Here is an 18,325-nt window from a genome sequence, read left to right as displayed (position 1 = left end):
CTCAAAAACCACTGCGTTTTTCAGGGAATCCCTCGCGTGAATACCTGATCATGCCCGCCCAGTCAGTTAGCGAAACTGCCCTGTATCCGCTCGGCACGAAATTCAAGGCTGCTGGCTCGATAGCCACTGCGTATGGCGGGTAGCGGCAGGCAGCTTTTCCAGCTCGCACCAGGCTGCAAATCACCAGGACCGTTGTAACGGGGCGAGTCGTAGGTGTTTTCGACCAGGTTGACGCTGTCGCCCGGGCGGTAGGCTGCAAGTTCCCATTGCAGGCTGAGCATGGGGTTCTGGCTGGCGTTTTTCAGAGTGACCGCGAGTGGTTGGTCGGCTGGGCAGTTTTGCGGATCATAGATAAAGCGCAGTTCGAGCTCTGCCAACTGGTTTTTTTCGCGGTTCTCTTGCCATATCACCGCTGAGGCGACAATAAACAGGCCGATTACCGCGGCCAAAGTCACGGGCAGGGCTTTGTTTGGATAGCGAATCAGCAAGATAAACCAGCTGAGAATCAGGATTGCACCGAATAACATGGTGGTGGCCTTGGTCGGTGAACATTTGTTCATCCTACACAAGCTGATGCGGCGGGGAAGGCTAGCCGGTTAAAAAATGTAACCGCTGCCGGGCGATCAACACGAAAAAAGCGCGGGTTCTGAGTAAGAACCCGCGCTCGGTTTAACGTTTAGCTAGAGTCAGCGTACTTCTATACGTGCGGCTTCATCATGGCTGCGACCGTAAACATCTTCAAAGCGCTCGATGTCGTCTTCACCCAAGTATGTTCCTGATTGCACTTCAATCAGCTCAAGAGGGATTTTGCCCGGGTTGCTCAGTCGGTGTACTGAGGTCATCGGAATGTAGGTTGACTGGTTTTCAGTCAGCAGAAAGGTGCGGTCATCACAGGTGACCTCAGCGGTGCCAGCAACCACAATCCAGTGCTCAGCACGGTGATGATGCATTTGCAGCGACAACTGCGCACCTGGCTTAACGGTGATGTGCTTAACCTGGAAACGCCCACCCATGTCGACGGAGTCGTACGAGCCCCACGGACGATAAACTTCGCAGTGATTCTGCGCTTCGCTGCGGTTCTTGGCGTTGAGCTCATTAACCACGTGTTTAACGTCTTGCACGCTGTTACGGTGGGAAATCATGGTCGCATCTTTGGTCTCGACGACAACGATGTTGTCCAAGCCAATGATCGAAACCAGCTTACCGTTACCCTGCACCAAGCAGTTGCGGCTGTCGTGAACCATCACATCGCCTTTGATGACGTTGCCATGCACATCTTTTTCGTGCACATCCCAGATTGACGACCAACTGCCGACATCATTCCAGCCCGCATCAAGTGGTACGACGCAGGCGCGGGTGGTTTTTTCCATGACGGTATAGTCAATCGAGTTGTCAGGACAGCAAGCGAATGTGGCTTCGTCGATGTTGACCACCATGTCGACTTCCTTGCTGCGCTCAAGCGCCAGCAGACAGGTGTCGTAGATGTCGGCGTCATAGCGCTTGAGTTCTTCAAGGTAACGGCTGGCGCGGAACATGAACATTCCGCTGTTCCAGAAGTAATCGCCGGAGGCAACAAACTCACAGGCGCGAGCTGCATCCGGTTTCTCGACGAAACTTTGCACCCGCACCACGCCTTGCGGCAGGCTGTCATCGGCGACTGAACGGATGTAACCGTAACCCGTTTCTGGGCTGTTGGCCGGTACGCCAAACAGCACCATCTCACCTTTTTCTGCTGCGGATCGGGCAACTGTAAGAGCTGATTCAAAGGATGACTGGTCGTCCAATACGTGATCAGCGGGCAATACCAGCAGTAGCTCGTCGCGACCTTCTGCAACCAGCTTCATCGCCGCAATTGCAACGGCAGGCGCGGTGTTGCGGCCAAAAGGCTCAAGCAGGATGGACTGCGCGCTGAGGCCCTGAGTACTGAGTTGCTCTTGAATAATAAAACGGTGTTCTTTATTGCACACCAATACGGGTGCTTCCATGCCCGCAAATGACAGACGCTTGATGGTCTGCTGAAACATGCTATCGCTGCCTGTCAGGGCCAGAAACTGTTTTGGGTACTGTTTGCGCGAAAGAGGCCAGAGTCGCGAACCGCTGCCACCGGAAAGAATTACTGGGATCATGTGATCAACTCCTGAAACGTTCATAGATTTGGCTGGTATCACGCGTTATTGCGAGAACCCGTTAGCAAGCTCATATGAGCCGTAGAGGACTTCTCCGTAGCGCCTGCCGTAGCGGCGCTATCTTTTTAGCGACCTGATTTTCGGCCTTTGTATTATTGGTTCTATCAATCAGTTTTGGCAGGGCGCTTTACCCAGTTAGGTGAAAGTTTTTCGCCACTGCCGGTGACGTACAGGCTGACGACTTCGCCGCGGGCGAGGGCAACAGGCTTCAGGTCGCTGATTTTGCTGTCGCCTTTAAACAGTGCCAGCTTGATTTTGACCGGGTTGACTTCGCGCTCGCCGTGACTGGAAGGCGCAACGCTGTCGACAACTTTGGTTTTGCCGTCGGCGGTCTTCAGCGTGACGTTGCTGTCAGAAAGGTTCTGCACGCGCAGCAAGGCTTTCTGTTTGTTCTTGAACACTGGGTCTTCAACCAGTTTTGGGGCAACGCCTGGCTGGCTGACCAAGGTGTAGTAATGATCGGCGTCGAGTTTGACTGGGATCGTCGCACTGCCGACTTGGGCGCTGTAGCTGCCTGCGGGCATAAAGCTGAAGTCACTTGAGCCCAGTGGTGAGACGTCATGCAGCGAGGTGTTACCGACGCTGACGCTCAGCTCGGTATTGCCAGCGTTGTAGGCACGTACGAAGGTTGACCCTTTAGGGGCGATAGGTGCATACAAACCACCTTCTCCGGCACTCGCATGGAAGCTGCCAATGCTCAGCGCAATTGCACAAGCGAATGAGGTCAAGTTGCGATTGGTCAGTAGGGTCATCAGTATTTCTCCATCTTCGTTTCACACAGCGGCGTTGTAGCCGTTTGATTAAGCGAGGTGTCTAGCCTCTCTTTACCGTTGCGCGTCGGCACCATGCCAACGTGAGTACTGGTGCGTCAGCGGTTGCCGGTTAGCGCCAGATTTTGTTTGTTGTTTAAATTTTTTAAGTTTGCGATCCATTTTGAGTCGAACTCACTGAGGTCATTGGCCATTGGTAAATAGCGCTCAGGAAACTCCCAGATCACCACCTGCGGTGGCGTGTTCTTGAAGTCATCACTCTGTAGATACTTGAGCATTGGCAGAATCGGACCACGGCCGTCTTCGGCGTAGTTGCCTACGTCATGCTGCAGGTGCTCGCGCAGTGCGCCCTCGAAGTTCCAGTTGGGATTGGCGCTGTAGCTGGTGCCAACCAACGCAACCGGTATGTCTGTTTCGGCAAACAGGGCATCGGCGCCTTCAGCCTTTGCGGCTGCTTCAGTACTGCGTTTTTGCAGATCATCCGGGCGCGGCATAAGGGTTTTGAATAGCGGGTCGAGTGGGATAAAGCGCGTCAGGTCGCCATGGTACGGCTCAGTTTTCGTTGCCGAAGTGATGTATTGCTGCGGCTCGCCTGGCAGGACAAAGTTGTGTTGTACGGCTGCACTTAAACGTTTCGCGGCGATATCAGCGCCCATAGGCGTCCAGTGGGTATCCGTGCGCAGAAACATCTGGCCTTGTTGCTTGGCCGATTCAAGCGGCGCAAGCAGGTCTGGCGCAGCGATACCCGCCTTGCGCACCGCCCTGTGGAATTGTTGGTACAGGTCCGCATGGATTGGGCTGGCGTGATTGTCACCGATGTATTCCGGGTACAAGCGAGCCTTGGCTGGAATAATTGCCATCACTAGTTTGATGTCTTGCTTGTCCAGCTGATTGCGTACGGCTTCAACCATGACCAAGTTGTCAGTCAGGTTTTGCTGGCCGTTAGCCTCGGGCTTGAACTCTTCATCGGAATACAACCAGCCGTCCGCACCGATTTTCACGCCTTGGCGACCTTCGTTGAACAGCACGTAATCCAGCGCTGCCCAGACATTGGTACCGATGCTTTTGATCGGCAGTTCTTTGTCGTAATGACTTTCAAAACTTTTCGCCAAGTTGCCATCAAGCACGCTGTAGGTCTTGGGTTGCTTGTAGTCGAGTACGCCGCTCATTGATGTGATGAAACCCAGGCCCAACACACCAATAAATGAGGCGATATAGATTTTTTCTACGGTTTTAGTCATGGTCGGCCTCACTCAGAACTGGAAGTAAAGGAAGGGCGAGTAGCTCTGCGCCGAGAGTTTTAATAGCGATGCGCAAAACAGCAGCAACAACGCAACACGAACCAAGGTTTGCGCCATTGCTGGGTTTTGCTGTGCCATTACTGTTGCGGCCGCGGTATTGCCGGAGTTGATGACCGGATCGCTGCCCAGAGTTGCATCCTTGGCTGGTCGTTTGCTTGAGCGATGACGGTTGAACTCACGCACGCCACAGACCGCGAGCACGACGTAGGCGATGCCCAGCGTTGCGATTTGCAAATCGTTGATATTGGCGCGGTTCAACTCGCTGAGCTGCCAGCCGTTGAAGCTGAACATTGCGCTATACATGCGCCAGGCGATGTCGAGATTTTCAGCGCGGAAAATCACCCAGCCGAGCATGACCAGGAAGAAGGTGAAGGCCCACTTGATCGGGTTGAGCACTGCTGGAGCTGCATTGACGCCAAGTGCACGCTCAATGGCGAGCCAAGTGCCGTGCCACGCGCCCCAGATCAGAAACGTCCAGTTAGCGCCGTGCCAGAAACCACCCAGCAGCATGGTCAGGAACAGGTTGCGGTAGGTGTTGAATGTGCCTTGCCGATTGCCACCTAACGGCACGTATAAATAGTCACGCAGCCAGGTCGACAGGCTGATGTGCCAGCGGCGCCAGAACTCGGTGATTGATTGGCTGATATACGGCTGGTTGAAGTTTTCCATAAAGCGAAAACCCATCATCAAACCCAAGCCAATCGCCATGTCGCTGTAACCAGAGAAATCGAAATACAGCTGTGCGGTGTAGGCCAGCATCCCCAGCCAGGCATCACCGGTACTCGGGTTGCTCAGGGCGAAACAGTGGTCAACCAACGGCGCCAGGGTGTCGGCGATAAACACCTTCTTGACGAAGCCCTGCATAAAGCGCGTAGCGCCCTCGGAAAACTTGTCAATGCTGTGCGTGCGGTCGGTGAACTGGTCCGCAAGGTCTTTGTAGCGCAGCACCGGGCCAGCAATCAGTTGCGGAAACAGGGCGATAAACGCTGCGAAATTAATCAGGTTTTCAGTGGGCTCGGTATCCCCGCGGTAAACGTCGATCAAGTAGCTCAGCGACTGGAAAATGTAGAACGAAATACCAATCGGCAATATCACGTGGGTCAGCACAAACGGCTCGAAGCCAGCTGCATCCATCATCTTGTTGATGTTGGCGACACCAAAGTTGGCGTACTTGAAGTAGCCTAAAGTTGCCAAGTTACCAACCACACCCCACAGCACCCAGCGTTGTGCGGCCTTGGTGCGTACCCCGGCACGATGAATGCGCAGGCCAAAGCCGTAGTTCCACAGCGTCACCACGACAAACAGCAGCAGAAAGTCGACCCGCCACCAGGCATAGAAGGCATAGCTGCCGACCAGAATCAGCAAGTTGCGGTAGCGTGCGCCACTGAGGTAGTACAAGCCGAGGAATATCGGCAAGAACAAAAACAGGAACACGTTGGATGAAAAGACCATCCGTGCTTCTCCATTAACAGGTCAAAACAGGGCTCAACAGCCCGTCATATAAGTCCCGCCAAACTGCTTGGCGGGGGTGTTTTTAAAGCGTTGTTCAGCCACCCTGATGCTTGGGGTTGAATACGCTGCTGACATCACCGCCCAGGCGGAATGTCTTGAACGGGCCAAACTTTTCAATACCTTTCTCGAAGTCCGCCGAGCAGCTGTAAAGCGTGCAATAGGGCGCAAGCCAGGAAAACTTGGCGCGCTTCTTCAGGTCGGTCATGTCTTGCTTGTCGCCGGTTTTTTCCTTGAATTCATCGGGGTCGGAAACACCCTCCATAACCCGCTCGGCAAGGCGCTTGAGCGCTTGCTGGTTTTCCGGGCGAACGTCGACGCCATTGGCTTCGGCAAATGCAGCAATCATGGTCAAAGGCGGCAGGCTGTAGTTGTGGTACGCCAGCGCGCGCTGCTTGCGCCTTAGCTCGTTGGGCAGATAACCCTCGGCATCGACTTGGTTGGCGGCCACCTGAAACTGCTTGATCGACCAGTCGAACAAGTCGCGCCTATTGGTTGCGACCGCTGTGGCCATCACTGACCAGGCCGCCCAATAACTGTGGTTGTTGATCTTGCGTTGCGGCAGGTCGCTCCAGTCGTGGACGGTCATCTCGGCGAGCTTGACGAACCACTGCTCGATTTCCTGCGCCTGTTGTGGGTAAGCCTTCAGCGGCTGGCTCTCGGAGAATTTCAAACGCAAGTAGGCTGAGGACATGCTGCCCAGGGCCCACTTGCGCATTGATTTACCGGTGTGGTTGTAGTCAGGGCTGAGCAGGGCACCGGCTTGCGCCCAGCTGTCCATCCATTGCAGCGCGCACTCCAGTTGCTTGGGGTCGCCGTTTTGCATGTAGCGCATGACGTAACGGTTGCTGCCACGTTCCATGGTGGTGATGTCGGCGGTGCTGTCGCGAAAGGCTTTCTCGGCGGTTTTATTGAGTGTCGAGCGGGCCTTGTCCGAACCTTCGTATTTGCTGCGAAACACCAGGCTGCCGGTATAGGGCTTTGGTGCTGGGTCACAGGACTGCGACTTTTTCGCGGTGCTGTTCACCGGCGCGAAGTAGCCAGCCGGAGGAACCAGATCACTGGCAAAGCTGGCTTGGGCAAATATCGCGCTGGCCAGTAAGCAGGGGGTGAGTAGCCATTTTTTCGCTTGCATAGTTGACTCCATCCTCAGTCAGCTTTCGCTGTGAGGTTTTTGCCGGTGCTGGATGGCCGCTTGCACAGTGTCGCTTCGACGCTGAGTCCTTCGGGCATCTGTTCCGGGCTTTGGATTTCAAGGGCGAGCAGGTTGAGATCACGCCAGTCAGGGTCGTTTCTCAGTTCGAAGGCATAGCGCCCGCCGGTGTCGACGCGATCGCTTTGCTCAATTTTGAATTTTTCACGGCGGCCGTTGAGGTACCACAAAGTGGCTTTGGACTCATGCACGCTGGGGTCGCTGAACCTCAGGTCTACTTGATAGTCGCCGCCGCGCAAATCGCGCAGCGCGGTGTTTTCACCGTTGACCAGAAGTTGGTTGTTGCCGGGTTTCATCTTGATTTTGTTATGCATGACCGCCGGGCGACCTTCGCAGCCGTTGTCGACCATTGGCAGGGCCTGGCGATAGAAACTGTCTTGCGCCAGATCGTAGTGGGTGGCGAATTCCCAGATCAGGATCTTCGGCGGATTGGTGTGAAACTCCTCGCTGCTCATGTATTGCAGCAGCGCGCTGTCGAAACCACCGCCACTGACGGCCATGTTCAGCACTTCAGCACTGCTGTACTGCTGCAAGAAACCCGGAAAGTTGTACGCCGGACCGCTGTTACTGGTGCCGACAATGGTGATTTGCGGAACCGATTCATCGCCAAACAAACTGTCGGCGTCGGCAGCGCCAACTGGCTCAGTTTCATAGCGAGGCACATATTGGGTGGCGTAGCTGACGCCGCAGAATTCGGCTGCGGTTTTGTGCAAGGTGCCCGCCTTGGGAAGGAGGCCAACGACGTTGCTTTCAAATTCCTTCTTTGGAATGTCATCAAAGCCGGGTATTTGCTTGAGCGTCTCGGCGACAAGTTTGGCAGTACGCGAGGCACCCGCTGGCGTCCAGTGGTGGTCTGCCTCAAAGTAGTAGGGGGTCTTTACGTCTTGCTCATCAAACAACGGCGAAAGATCGGTCACCCAGATACCGGTTTTGCGCAGATCTGCAACTGCTTGCTGATAGTTCTTTTTCGCCAGCGCGTAGTTGAAACGCGACTTCTCAGCATCAGTCAGTTGCTCACGATTGACCAAGCCTCGGGTTGGCTGATAGACAATCATCAACTCGATGCCTTTGCGCTTTAACGCATCACGCAGGCGCTTGAATTGCTGGTAACCGTGCGGCGTGGTACCAAAATCGGTACGCAGGTCATTGCGGCTACGAAATAGCCAGTCGCCCTTGCCCTGAACCAGCGCGGTAAAAAAGCTCAGGTACTTGGTGTTGTAGTTCGCCGGGTTTTGCGCGGCCGGGCACAATGGCCCGACACGCTGCACGCTATAGCTGGGTTCAGCCATGGCTGCGCTGGCGGTGCCGAGTAAGACACCGGCTACAGCAAGTTGGCGCAGTTTAAAAATCTTCTTACTCACGTTATTTGCCCTCAATTCTGCAGTTCTGCCTGGCTTTCGACGGGGTCGATGAGTACCGCCAACTTGCGGCGTACCAAGAGGTCGAGAATCTCTTCCTGGCGCTTGCCGAGCACACCCGAGAAACTGATACCGGTACTTTTCGTTGGTGCAATCATGTTCACGCGATAAAGCTCAAGGCTTAGCGGTGAGTCGATGGACAGTGGTCCCGAGCCATTTGCCGCCAGCGTGCCGCCGACCAGAATCATCGACACCTTGGTGTCGAAGGGGTCGAGGTCAATGTCGCGGTCGGTGTCGGACAGGTCTTTGATGTGGCCGTAGAGGCCGGTCAGCTTGTTGCCCGCAGAGAGGTTTTCGTAAAGACGAATGTTGACGCTATTACGCACCCGAATACCGTGGCGGGAGTTGTTCATAACCTTGTTGCCCCACAGCAGGTTGTTGCTGCTTTCGTACAGGGTGATGCCGTCTGACTGGTTCTGATAAACCTCGTTGTAGGCAATCAGGTTGTTGATGCTGTTACGGTCGATAACGATGCCGGAAAGCTTGTTGTCGTAGCTTTTGTTGTTGATGATCCAGCTGTCATCAACCTCACGGGAGATGATGATTCCGTGTTTCTTCTTGGTGCCGTGGACGGTGTTTTCAGCAATGATCAAGCGGCGCGAGCGGTCGTGCGGGTCAATTCCGTAGACGATGTTGTCGCGGTAGGTGTTGCCCTTTATCACCACGTCATCCGCCTCGTAGCAATAAAAGCCGTACCAGTGATCAACAAAGGTCGAGTTGATCAGCCAGCCAGTCGGGCGAGGGCGCTTGAGGCGCTTATCAACACCGGGTGAGTACTGGGTGATACTGACGCCGTAAGACTTACTCTGGTTGTAACCGAGGCTGGTTATCTCGCTGTTGGAGATATACAGCTCACTGCCGCCCCAGGACACTAAAAACGGGCGAAATTCATTCGGTGTGCGGAAGGTTGCAGGCCCATTATCAGCCTCACGCCAAGCGGTCAGTCTGGAGTCGGTAATAAACAGCATGCCGTCATTGACCATGAATGAGCCGCGCTCTTGCGACAGGCGCAGGTCTTTGGTGTTTTTGCCAACCTGCAGGGTTGCACCTTGGGCCACGACTATTGGCAAACGGGCCAGATAGACGCCGGGTGAGGTCTCGGCAAACTGGTTATCAGGCAGTGCTTTGGCGATATCTTCTGGAGTGACATAACCCCCTTCGATAAAGATTGCCAGAGGCATGCCTTTTTGGCGCTTTACCCATTCGCGCAGCCGTTCATCACCACCGATAAAGTCTTTCAGTTCCACTTGTTGGAGCATGCGCCGTACCACTACCTTGCCGCCGGGCGTGTGCTTGACCTTGGCGGCGACCGCCTCAGCGGTGTAGCCGGAGAGATCGGGCAGCTTGGGCTTGTCCATCCTCAGGGGTTCGATCGGCGCACTGCTGACGGTGTAGTTGTCGGTCTCGTTAAGCACCTTCGCCGAGCCAGGAGCCAGTACCTCAGCCGTTTCCGGAATATCTGGGGTGTCGACTGCCAAGGCCGGCGGCGCGCTGAGCAACAAGGCGCTCAAGAGCAGCACGCTGACGCCTGTTGCAGTTCTGAGTGAGTCAGGTTGTGGGTTCATGAGCAGTCCTCAGAAGCGCCAGATGACGTCGACAAATGCACGGTGCATGACCGAATCGGTGCCTTTGGCGTAGGCATCGCCTGGCAAGAAGACACCACCGCGCAAACGCACCAACGCGGCACCTTCATCGACTTGTTCAGCTAAAGCAGCGGGCAACAAACCCTGTTTGAAATAGCGCGTGACGACCAGATCGACCTCTTGGCCTACGTCTTTTTCGCCATTTTCGAGATTGGCGATAATTCCGCTGTCGCCAATGTCTTGCTTGTCATCAACCCGCCAGAACTTGTGGTAAACCAAGCTGGCGTCGTACTCGTCCTGTAATTGCCATGAGCCGAACAGGGTTGCGGCGTGCAAGTTGCTCAACTCACCACGAAAGGCTTCACCGAAGCGGTGCAGGCGGGCGTTAGTGCCGGTGAAGTTGGAGCGGTTACTTTCCATACCGGTCTGACGAAACTGTTCCGAACTGTCGTCATCGCCGCCGCCACTGCCGCGGGCGTATGCGCCACCGACCTTCCAGTTCTGGTCGATGTTCCAGCGTAGGCCGAGGTCCACGGCCCAGGCATTGACATCAACACTGCGCGAACCATTGGCGAACTTTTGGTCGCCTGCGTTGGCGACCTCCAGTTCGTCGATATCACCGTTCAGCCAGGTGGCTTGTGCCCAGTAGTTGAGCGGTTGGGTCGAGCGCCGATTGTAAAAATCACCATCGGCGCTGATGCCCAACCACGTCAGGTCACCGGTGTAGCGCTTACTCAGCTCATCAATTTCTTCACCGGCATTTGCCAGGCTGCCATTGTCGCGGCTGTGGTGCGCTTTGAGGCCAACCCAGTGGCCGGGCTTCCATTGTGCAGAAACACCGCCGAAGTAATGCTGGCGGTCTTCGTCTTCCGGGGCCAGGTCATCAAGGTCGGTTCGGTAGTCGGAGAAGCGCTCAGCCATGCCCACGTTGGCGCGCAGCAGTGTGGAGTCGAGCTCCCAGTTCAGCGCTTCGATATTGGTGTCCCACCAGGTGCCTTCATCGCTTCGCACACGCTGGCGCCCGAGGCGCAGGTGTTCGCCGGGATAGGCAGTCAAGCCTGAGTAATCGACCCAGAATTCGCGCATGGCCAGGTAACTTTTGTCTGGCTCGCGACCGTCATTGCTATTGGCGCTGTTGCTACTGTCGCTGTCGTCCGAGTTGCTTTGCAGGGTGTCGGTTTCAATGATGTCCGTGGCGGTCACCGCCTGACCCATGGCAAACGCACTCCAAGCGCCGCGTTCGCCGTACAACCAGGGGCGCAGGTCAAGACCGATACCGCTGACGTCGCCGCCACTGCGGGTGCCAAGGTCGCGATCATCTTCCGATTGCGCGGTGATCTTGGCGGTCAGGCCGAAGTTCTGATCCGGGCTGTTCGCTGCAAATGCGCTGGCGCTGGATAAAAGGGTCAGCCCCAAGCCCAGGCTTGTAGCGATGTTGTTGAGTTTTATCGTCGGATTCTTATTCATTGAAGCTGTGCCTGTAACTGAGTTTGGTTTTGCAAAGCGGTGCCACGCAGTTCGCGTTCTTCGCGGAGCTTCTGCTCGGCTTCACTGCGTTGAGTTGGCGTTAGCTGTTGCGCAACCTCGTTGGCCAGGTCGGTACTTGCCTGTGTGTTCTTCGGTAGTGCCAGTTGGCTGAAGACATAGGCGTTGCTGAGGTTTGGCACGATGCCTTTACCTTGTGAGTACATTTGCGCCAAGGCGTAGTCGGCATTGATCTGGCCGCTACGTGCTGCGCTTAACAAGTGATCAAGGGCTTGCTGTGGATAGATATCGCCCAAGTAGCCGCGCAGATAGATCTGCCCCAGCAAGTAATTGGCTGTCGGTTCACTTGGAGCGGCCTTGCGCAAGTGCTCCTCAGCTTTTTTCGGGTCTTGAGGGACCATCTTGCCTTCGTAATACAGGCGTCCCAGCAGCAGCTCGGCACGCGGCAGCGAAGCCTCCCGACCGTTGTCGAGGTAAGTCATCATGGTTTCGCTGTCGCCCAACGCGGGGTAGTCGTAAAGCAGTCGCGCAAGGCTGACCCAGGCAGCCGGGTAAGTCGGGGCGATGGCTTCGAGCAATTCTTTTGCCTGCGTTTCGTTAGGCTTACCTAACTCAGCGTCGGCGAGTACTTGGGCGACGGCTTCAACTCTGCGCGGTGGTAATGCACGGCTGTGGTATTCGTTCATCATGTTGGCGATCAGCGCTTCTTGTCGCTCGCTGTTGCCTTGTATTTGGTACACGGTGGCCAGTTCGACGTAGCAGGCGTCGGATTCGCTGATCAGCTTTTGGCAGATGTCTTCGATCTCAGTCAGGTGCTGGTCGTAGGTGCCCTGAGTGCGGTAATACAGAATTTGCGCCAGCTCGGCCTGTTGAAAGCCCTGTTGGCGCCAGCTAGAAATTTGCTGCTGCACGTTCATAGCGGGAAAGTCCTGTGGGTATTGCAGATAGAGCATCGTCAGCGGCAGCAAGCTGTTGGGTTCGCCTGCGCTAAATGCTTCATTGAGCAATGTCGCAGCTTCCTTGCGTTCGGCATGGCTGCTGTCCGGCTTGCGCGCTAGCAACCGCCCTAGACGGCCCTTGGCGCGGGGGGATTGGTCCATTGCCAAGCGGTAGGTACGTTCTGCTTCCTTGAGGTCTTCCTCAGTGCCACTGGCGACTTTCATATCCGCCAGCCCCACCTGCGCGTTGACATAACCCAGCTCAGCCAGTTGCTGGAAGTTGCGTTCAGCCGTGGCGGTGTCGCCACGCTTCAGCGCTTCGCTTGCCAGACGCTGGTCTGGCAAGCCTGCGCAACCGGCCAGAGTGACGGCGGCTGCGAGCATAAGTAGTTGAGGATGAGCAGTAGCCACGAGTGAGTCCTCCTTAGTAGCCAGCTGCTGTTGCTTTGTTGATCAACCAATCGAGCGATGGGCCACGATCAATTTCGACTTCAACAGGCTGGCCAGCCAAGGTGCTTGGCAAGGTGCTATCCGGCTCGATCGTGGCACGGATATCCGATGACAAGCCGCCATCGTGCAAGTTGGTGCTGATGATCTTGCCACTGCGTGCCTGATCATCACCCGCGACCCAGAACTTGATCCGCGTGCCAGGGCGGGCCTCGGCAAATTTGCGGTACGGGAAGCTGGCCAATACCGTTGCTTTGCTGTCCTGCGGAACCATTTCAAAGATCACGTCGCCTTTGCTGGCGAACTGACCATCGGCCACCAGTTGACGTGCGATCTTGCAGTTGCACGGGCTGGTCAAGGTGCCTTTCATCTGCTTGCTGAACAACTGCTCGATGTTGGCTGGGGTCAGCTGTTCATCGCTGAGTTGGCCTTTGAGCATTTCCAGCATGCTCGCGGAGAATGTCGCAACGGGTGCGCCCTTGTTGATAATGCCGTCGGCACCGACCAGGCTTTGTACCGTGCCTTCACGTGGCATGGTGATGTTCAAGCTGGGAACGTTGACCATGCCGGAAGAGGCGTGGGTGACGAAGTACAAGCCATAAATGGATTTGAAAATGTAGCCAAAGGCAGCCACGCCAACGGCAAAGATGGCGATGCTGAATGTCACTGCTTTAATTCGCCCGAACACACTCATGCCACCGCCATTGCCTTGCTTGCGTGGCTTGGTGAAGTTCTCACGTTGCAGGGTGTTCAGCAGGTCGCCAGTCGAGACGATTTCACCGCTCAGGTGCGCGCTGATCAGGTAACGCAAGGTGGCGATTTCACGAGGTTTGAGGTTGTGGAACTGGCAACCCACACGATTGTTGACCGGGTCGGTCGAGCACACCTGAAACTCGATATCGAGGCTCAGGTTGAGGCTGTCCAGTTGGAACTGCATGCGTGCTTTGTGGAAGTCACCGACATTGGCTTGGGTTTTTTCACTGGAAAAGCTGAAACCACCGGCCGACATATCGAGCACGCGCACCTCAACTTGCTCGCGCGCTTTGGTGATGTAGCGCAAGGTTGCTGGGATTTTGACCCGGGCGTGCTGGCGTTGAGCTTCCGATTCATGGACCACATTGACGTTGACGGCTGTGTTCATGGGTTAGGTTTCCTATTCAGTTCTGATCACACCAACGCAAGAAGCGCGGCGATGAATACGCTGGTGGCAGTAAAAGTCATGGCTCGCGAAGACCAGCTGTTGAACAGTCGCGAAAAGCTGGCCAGGTCGCGGTTGAGCTTGGTTGGCTGACGTGTCCAGGATTGTTGGTCGAGGCGGAAGAACACGTAGATCTTCACCATCGCGCCGACGATCTGGTTGTAATAAAGAATTGCTGGATAAACAGGGCCGATACGGTGGCCGCTAAGGCTGAGCAGTAGCGTCAATATCAGGCGTGTAATACCGATCCACAGCAGGTAAATGATGATGAATGACGGGCTGTACTTGATGCTTGCAATCACCGCGACAGCCAAGCCCAGCAAGCTTGTCCACATCGATACCCGCTGGTCGAACAAGACCACGCTGGTGAAGGCGCCCAGGCGATTTATTCCCAGGCGCAAGGCCCGTGAGTTCTGCCGTAGATTGTTGCCGTACCAGCGGAACATCAGCTTGCGGCTGGCTTTGATGAAACTCTTTTCCGGTGGGTGCTCCACGGTATTGATTGCGGCATCAGGCACGTAAAACGTGTCGTAGCCGAGGCGCATCAGGCTGAACCAGCTGGACTTGTCATCACCGGTTAGAAATTGAAAGCGACCCAGACGCCAGTGCTCAAGGTGATCACTTTCGACATCGGCAATAAATTCAGGATTGGTTACCACCTGAGCGCGAAATACCGACATCCGCCCGGTCATGGTCAGAACCCGTTTTGATAAGGCCATGGAGCACATGTTCAGGTGACGTTGAGCGAAGCGCAGCTTGTGCCATTCACTCATGATGTAGCTGCCGCGAACCTCGCAAAACTCATTGGTGGTCAGGCCGCCAACATTGGGGAACAGCTGAAACCACGGCACGGTTTTACGCACCACGCCGACATCCAGCACGGTGTCGCCATCAATCACTGCTACCACTGCTTTGTTGTCTGGCAGTTGTCGAGAGATTGCACGGAAGCCATAAGCCAAACCATCGCGCTTGCCGGTGCCGGGAATACGTACAAAGTTGAGTTTGACGTGGGCGGGAGGATTCATTTTCTCCCACATGCTTTTCACCAACAGCTCATCGGAGAGCTCAACGATTGAGCAAACCATGGTTGTCGGGTAACCGCACTCGATGGCTTCGCGAATGACCGAGCGATAGACCATCGCAGTGGTAAGCGCATCGATACGGAAGCTGGTGACCATCAAAAATACATGTGATGGGTCTGCAGCTGCGCCGAGCTTACGAACCTTGCGCTTGTAATAGGGGTAAACCAAATAAAGGAACAGGCAGCCACGCACAAAATGTATGGCACCCATGGAATAACGCCAGATACCAACGGCGCCAATCAGCAGCAGATAGTGCTTCGATTCAGGGTCGAAGGTACTGGTCGGCAATGCCAAGGCGAGCAACATCAGTAATGACAGGTAAAACAGCCAGCCAGCAGCCTCCAGGAGGCCTGTCTTGAGCTTATCCATATGCGTTTCCATCGTATCTACTGAACTCACCCTGGACATGCGCGATATGGCACATGCCCAAGGTGGGTTCATGACTAAAAGCGCGACTTACCAGCAGATGCCTTCGGCGCCGCTGCGGGTTGCTGTGGTCATGAAACCAACCAGGTCGATAACTTGCTTGCCTTCGAATTTCTCGTCAGCCAAAGGTGCAAAGTCCTTGTCGCCATTGCCTAGTACGATCACTTCGGCATCGGCGACCACTTTCTCGAAGTCGCTGTTGAGCAGAGAGGAAACGTGGGGGATTTTCGACTCGATGTAGTCTTTGTTCGCCCCGTAAACACGGGCGTACTCGACGTTACGGTCGAAAATGCTCAGGTCGTAACCTTTACCAATGAGCATTTCAGCCAGTTCAACCAACGGGCTTTCACGCAGGTCATCGGTGCCGGCCTTGAAGCTCAGGCCGAGCAATGCAACTTTGCGTTTGTTGCAGCGCGAGATGATGTCGAAGGCTTTTTGCACCTGAACCACGTTGCTGCGCATCAGGGAGCTGATTAGCGGTGCTTCGACGTCCAGGGAAGTGGCGCGGTAGGACAGGGCGCGCACGTCTTTTGGCAAGCAGGAGCCGCCGAACGCAAAACCTGGGCGCATATAGTATTTAGACAGGTTGAGCTTGTTGTCCTGGCAGATCACGTCCATCACTTCGCGACCGTCGACGCCGACCGCTTTGGCGATGTTGCCGATCTCGTTAGCGAAGGTCACCTTGGCAGCGTGCCAAACGTTGCAGGTGTACTTGATCATTTCGGCGGTATCGATGGTCTTGCGAATGATTGGTGCATCCAGCTCGCTGTAGATACTTTCCAGCAGGTCGCCAGAGGTGGTGTCCGACTCACCAATTACCGTCATCGGAGGGAAGTCGTAATCTTTGATCGCCGTGCTTTCACGCAAGAACTCAGGGTTCACTGCAACACCGAAATCAACACCGGCTTTCTTACCAGAACAGTCTTCAAGGATCGGAATTACTACGTTGCGAACAGTGCCAGGCAAGACGGTGCTGCGTACAACTACAGTGTGTCGGGCGCTCTTGTCGCGCATTGCCATGCCAATCTCGCGGCATACGCCTTCAATATAGTTAAGTTCAAGATCGCCATTCTTTTTGCTTGGGGTGCCGACACAGATAAATGACACTTCGCTATCAGCCACTGCGCTGGCTACATCAGTCGTTCCGCGTAGTTTTCCGGCGGCTAAACCCTGTTGCAGAAGTGCTTCAAGGCCGGGTTCAACGATAGGCGATTTGCCATTATTAATCAGGTCGATCTTATTGGCGGAGATATCAACGCCAATAACTTCATGGCCCCGAGCGGACAAGCAACCGGCACATACGGCACCGACATAACCTAAACCAAAAATACTAATGCGCATGGTCTTGACCTCATTCATCTATTACAGAATTAATAAAGTTTCGGGAATATTAAGTTGCTGTTCCCTATCTAATTTGTTATTTCGCCTACTTATTACAGTCGTATGAATGCCCGCTCGCATAATGGGGCGTGATCAGGCATCTACTGTTAATTCCTCAGTTTCTGAGTTGTGCGCTTACGATCTGCAAAACTCTTTAAAAAGAGGGGGTTAGGTGCAAACTGCCACTAGGCATCTATTTTTAATTGTGTGTCTAGCATTGCTCAGGTGAACCGTTACCTCGAGTATTAGTTCAAGAGTTAATGGCAGTTTGGTTCGCGTTGAAAGTTACGCGAAGAAGTGTGTTACGCCGAATATGAGTGTAGGAAAATTCTGTAAGTTCATACCGTTCGTCAACTTTTTGCGAAGATTAATCTTTAGCTGTGGTTGCACGATAGTTGCACTTTGATAGCAGTGGATAGTGGCTATTTGTAATTGCCGAACTGCTAGGTCGAGAGGGATTTAGTGTGGTGTTTTGCTTGTTTAAATATCCACTGAACTATTCGTTAGTTAAGTGATACATCCAGTATTACTGGGCGAGGAGGCGCAGCGAGTTGAATATTCAACCCGCTGGAAGAGGGGGAGAGTCAGGCGTTTTGTTGCTCGCGGAGGAATACCAGATTGTCAGGTTTCGAACGATCTGGCGCATAGCGATAGCCTTGATCGTTAAAATCTTTCAAACCCTGCGGGTCAGAAATTTTTTCTTTGATCACATACCGAGCCATCAGCCCACGTGCTTTTTTTGCATAAAAACTGATGATTTTATACTCACCATTTTTCTCATCGCGAAATTCGGTGTTGATCACGCGGGCATTGAGCGCTTTACGCTTAACCGCTGAGAAGTATTCATTTGAAGCCAGATTGAGTAAGACATCATCGCCTTGCTCGGCCAGCGCTTCATTCAACCAACCGCTGATGCGTTCGCCCCAGAAGGCGTACAAATCTTTACCTCTTGGGTTTTGCAGCTTGGTGCCCATTTCCAGCCGGTAAGGCTGCATCAGATCCAGCGGGCGCAGCAAGCCATAAAGCCCCGAGAGCATGCGCAGATGCTGCTGAGCAAAGTCAAAGTCGCTATCTGTGAAGTCTTCTGCGGCTAAACCGGTGTAGACGTCACCTTTGAACGCCAACAATGCTTGTTTGGCGTTTTCTGGGGTGAACTTCACTGACCAACTGCCGAAGCGAGCAGCATTCAGGCCCGCGAGCTTGTCCGAAAGATGCATCAGTTCAGCGATTTGCTGCGGTGAGTAATCGCGTAACAGGTTGATCAAATCACTGGCGTGGTCGAGGTGTTGAGGCAAGGTGAAGCGTTCAGTCACAGGCAAAGTCTCGTAATCGAGGGTTTTTGCCGGAGAAATCACCATCAGCATAAAGTCTGCTCCTTAAAGTCTGCGG

Annotated in this window: 14 protein-coding genes; all 14 read right to left on the bottom strand. The window is 54.5% G+C overall.

Going from position 1 to position 18,325, the window contains the following annotated elements:
- Positions 1-62 precede the first annotated feature (62 nt).
- The 14 genes from ACN0UH_RS00945 to yaaA all read right to left on the bottom strand — a co-directional run bounded on the left by ACN0UH_RS00945 (position 63) and on the right by yaaA (position 18,300).
- Positions 63-527: a multidrug transporter gene (locus tag ACN0UH_RS00945; protein ID WP_417660292.1), complete on the bottom strand. Its 465-nt coding sequence runs from the start codon at positions 525-527 to the stop codon at positions 63-65.
- Between the two features lie 159 nt (positions 528-686).
- The gene (locus ACN0UH_RS00940; RefSeq protein ID WP_417660291.1) at positions 687-2,126 is read right to left on the bottom strand and encodes a mannose-1-phosphate guanylyltransferase/mannose-6-phosphate isomerase; all 1,440 of its coding nucleotides are present in this window, start codon (positions 2,124-2,126) and stop codon (positions 687-689) included.
- Positions 2,127-2,290: 164 nt separating this feature from the next.
- The gene (locus ACN0UH_RS00935; protein WP_417660290.1) at positions 2,291-2,938 is read right to left on the bottom strand and encodes an alginate O-acetyltransferase AlgF; all 648 of its coding nucleotides are present in this window, start codon (positions 2,936-2,938) and stop codon (positions 2,291-2,293) included.
- A 116-nt stretch (positions 2,939-3,054) separates the two neighbouring features.
- Entirely contained in the window at positions 3,055-4,197 is a 1,143-nt protein-coding gene (locus ACN0UH_RS00930) for an alginate O-acetyltransferase (protein WP_417660289.1), read from the bottom strand.
- A gap of 12 nt (positions 4,198-4,209) precedes the next feature.
- Entirely contained in the window at positions 4,210-5,709 is a 1,500-nt protein-coding gene (locus tag ACN0UH_RS00925; RefSeq protein ID WP_417660288.1) for an MBOAT family O-acyltransferase, read from the bottom strand.
- Positions 5,710-5,803: 94 nt separating this feature from the next.
- Positions 5,804-6,901 carry a mannuronate-specific alginate lyase gene (locus tag ACN0UH_RS00920; protein WP_417660287.1) on the bottom strand — a complete coding sequence of 366 codons (1,098 nt, stop codon included), beginning with the start codon at positions 6,899-6,901 and terminating at the stop codon, positions 5,804-5,806.
- 14 nt (positions 6,902-6,915) lie between these two features.
- On the bottom strand, positions 6,916-8,340 hold the full coding sequence (locus ACN0UH_RS00915; protein WP_417660286.1) for an alginate O-acetyltransferase: 1,425 nt from the start codon (positions 8,338-8,340) through the stop codon (positions 6,916-6,918).
- An 11-nt stretch (positions 8,341-8,351) separates the two neighbouring features.
- The gene (gene algG, locus ACN0UH_RS00910; RefSeq protein ID WP_417660285.1) at positions 8,352-9,962 is read right to left on the bottom strand and encodes a mannuronan 5-epimerase AlgG; all 1,611 of its coding nucleotides are present in this window, start codon (positions 9,960-9,962) and stop codon (positions 8,352-8,354) included.
- 9 nt (positions 9,963-9,971) lie between these two features.
- Positions 9,972-11,447, bottom strand: coding sequence for an alginate export family protein (locus ACN0UH_RS00905; RefSeq protein WP_417660284.1), 1,476 nt, complete (start codon positions 11,445-11,447; stop codon positions 9,972-9,974).
- Positions 11,444-12,787: an alginate biosynthesis TPR repeat lipoprotein AlgK gene (gene algK / locus ACN0UH_RS00900; RefSeq protein ID WP_417660693.1), complete on the bottom strand. Its 1,344-nt coding sequence runs from the start codon at positions 12,785-12,787 to the stop codon at positions 11,444-11,446. The genes ACN0UH_RS00905 and algK overlap by 4 nt, the downstream gene beginning before the upstream one ends.
- Before the next feature lie 40 nt (positions 12,788-12,827).
- Positions 12,828-13,991 (bottom strand): PilZ domain-containing protein, encoded by a 1,164-nt coding sequence (locus tag ACN0UH_RS00895; RefSeq protein WP_417660283.1) that lies wholly within the window; start codon positions 13,989-13,991, stop codon positions 12,828-12,830.
- Between the two features lie 26 nt (positions 13,992-14,017).
- Entirely contained in the window at positions 14,018-15,499 is a 1,482-nt protein-coding gene (gene alg8, locus ACN0UH_RS00890) for a mannuronan synthase (protein WP_417660282.1), read from the bottom strand.
- Between the two features lie 87 nt (positions 15,500-15,586).
- Entirely contained in the window at positions 15,587-16,897 is a 1,311-nt protein-coding gene (gene algD / locus ACN0UH_RS00885) for a GDP-mannose 6-dehydrogenase (RefSeq protein ID WP_417660281.1), read from the bottom strand.
- A 623-nt stretch (positions 16,898-17,520) separates the two neighbouring features.
- Positions 17,521-18,300, bottom strand: coding sequence for a peroxide stress protein YaaA (gene yaaA / locus ACN0UH_RS00880; protein ID WP_417660280.1), 780 nt, complete (start codon positions 18,298-18,300; stop codon positions 17,521-17,523).
- Between the last annotated feature and the right edge of the window lie 25 nt (positions 18,301-18,325).

It is taken from the genome of Pseudomonas sp. (assembly GCF_048265905.1).
In the GTDB taxonomy this organism is placed as follows: domain Bacteria; phylum Pseudomonadota; class Gammaproteobacteria; order Pseudomonadales; family Pseudomonadaceae; genus Aquipseudomonas.
The sequence above is the reverse complement of the archived record's forward strand: the minus strand, read 5'-3'. Positions and strand labels throughout refer to the sequence as shown.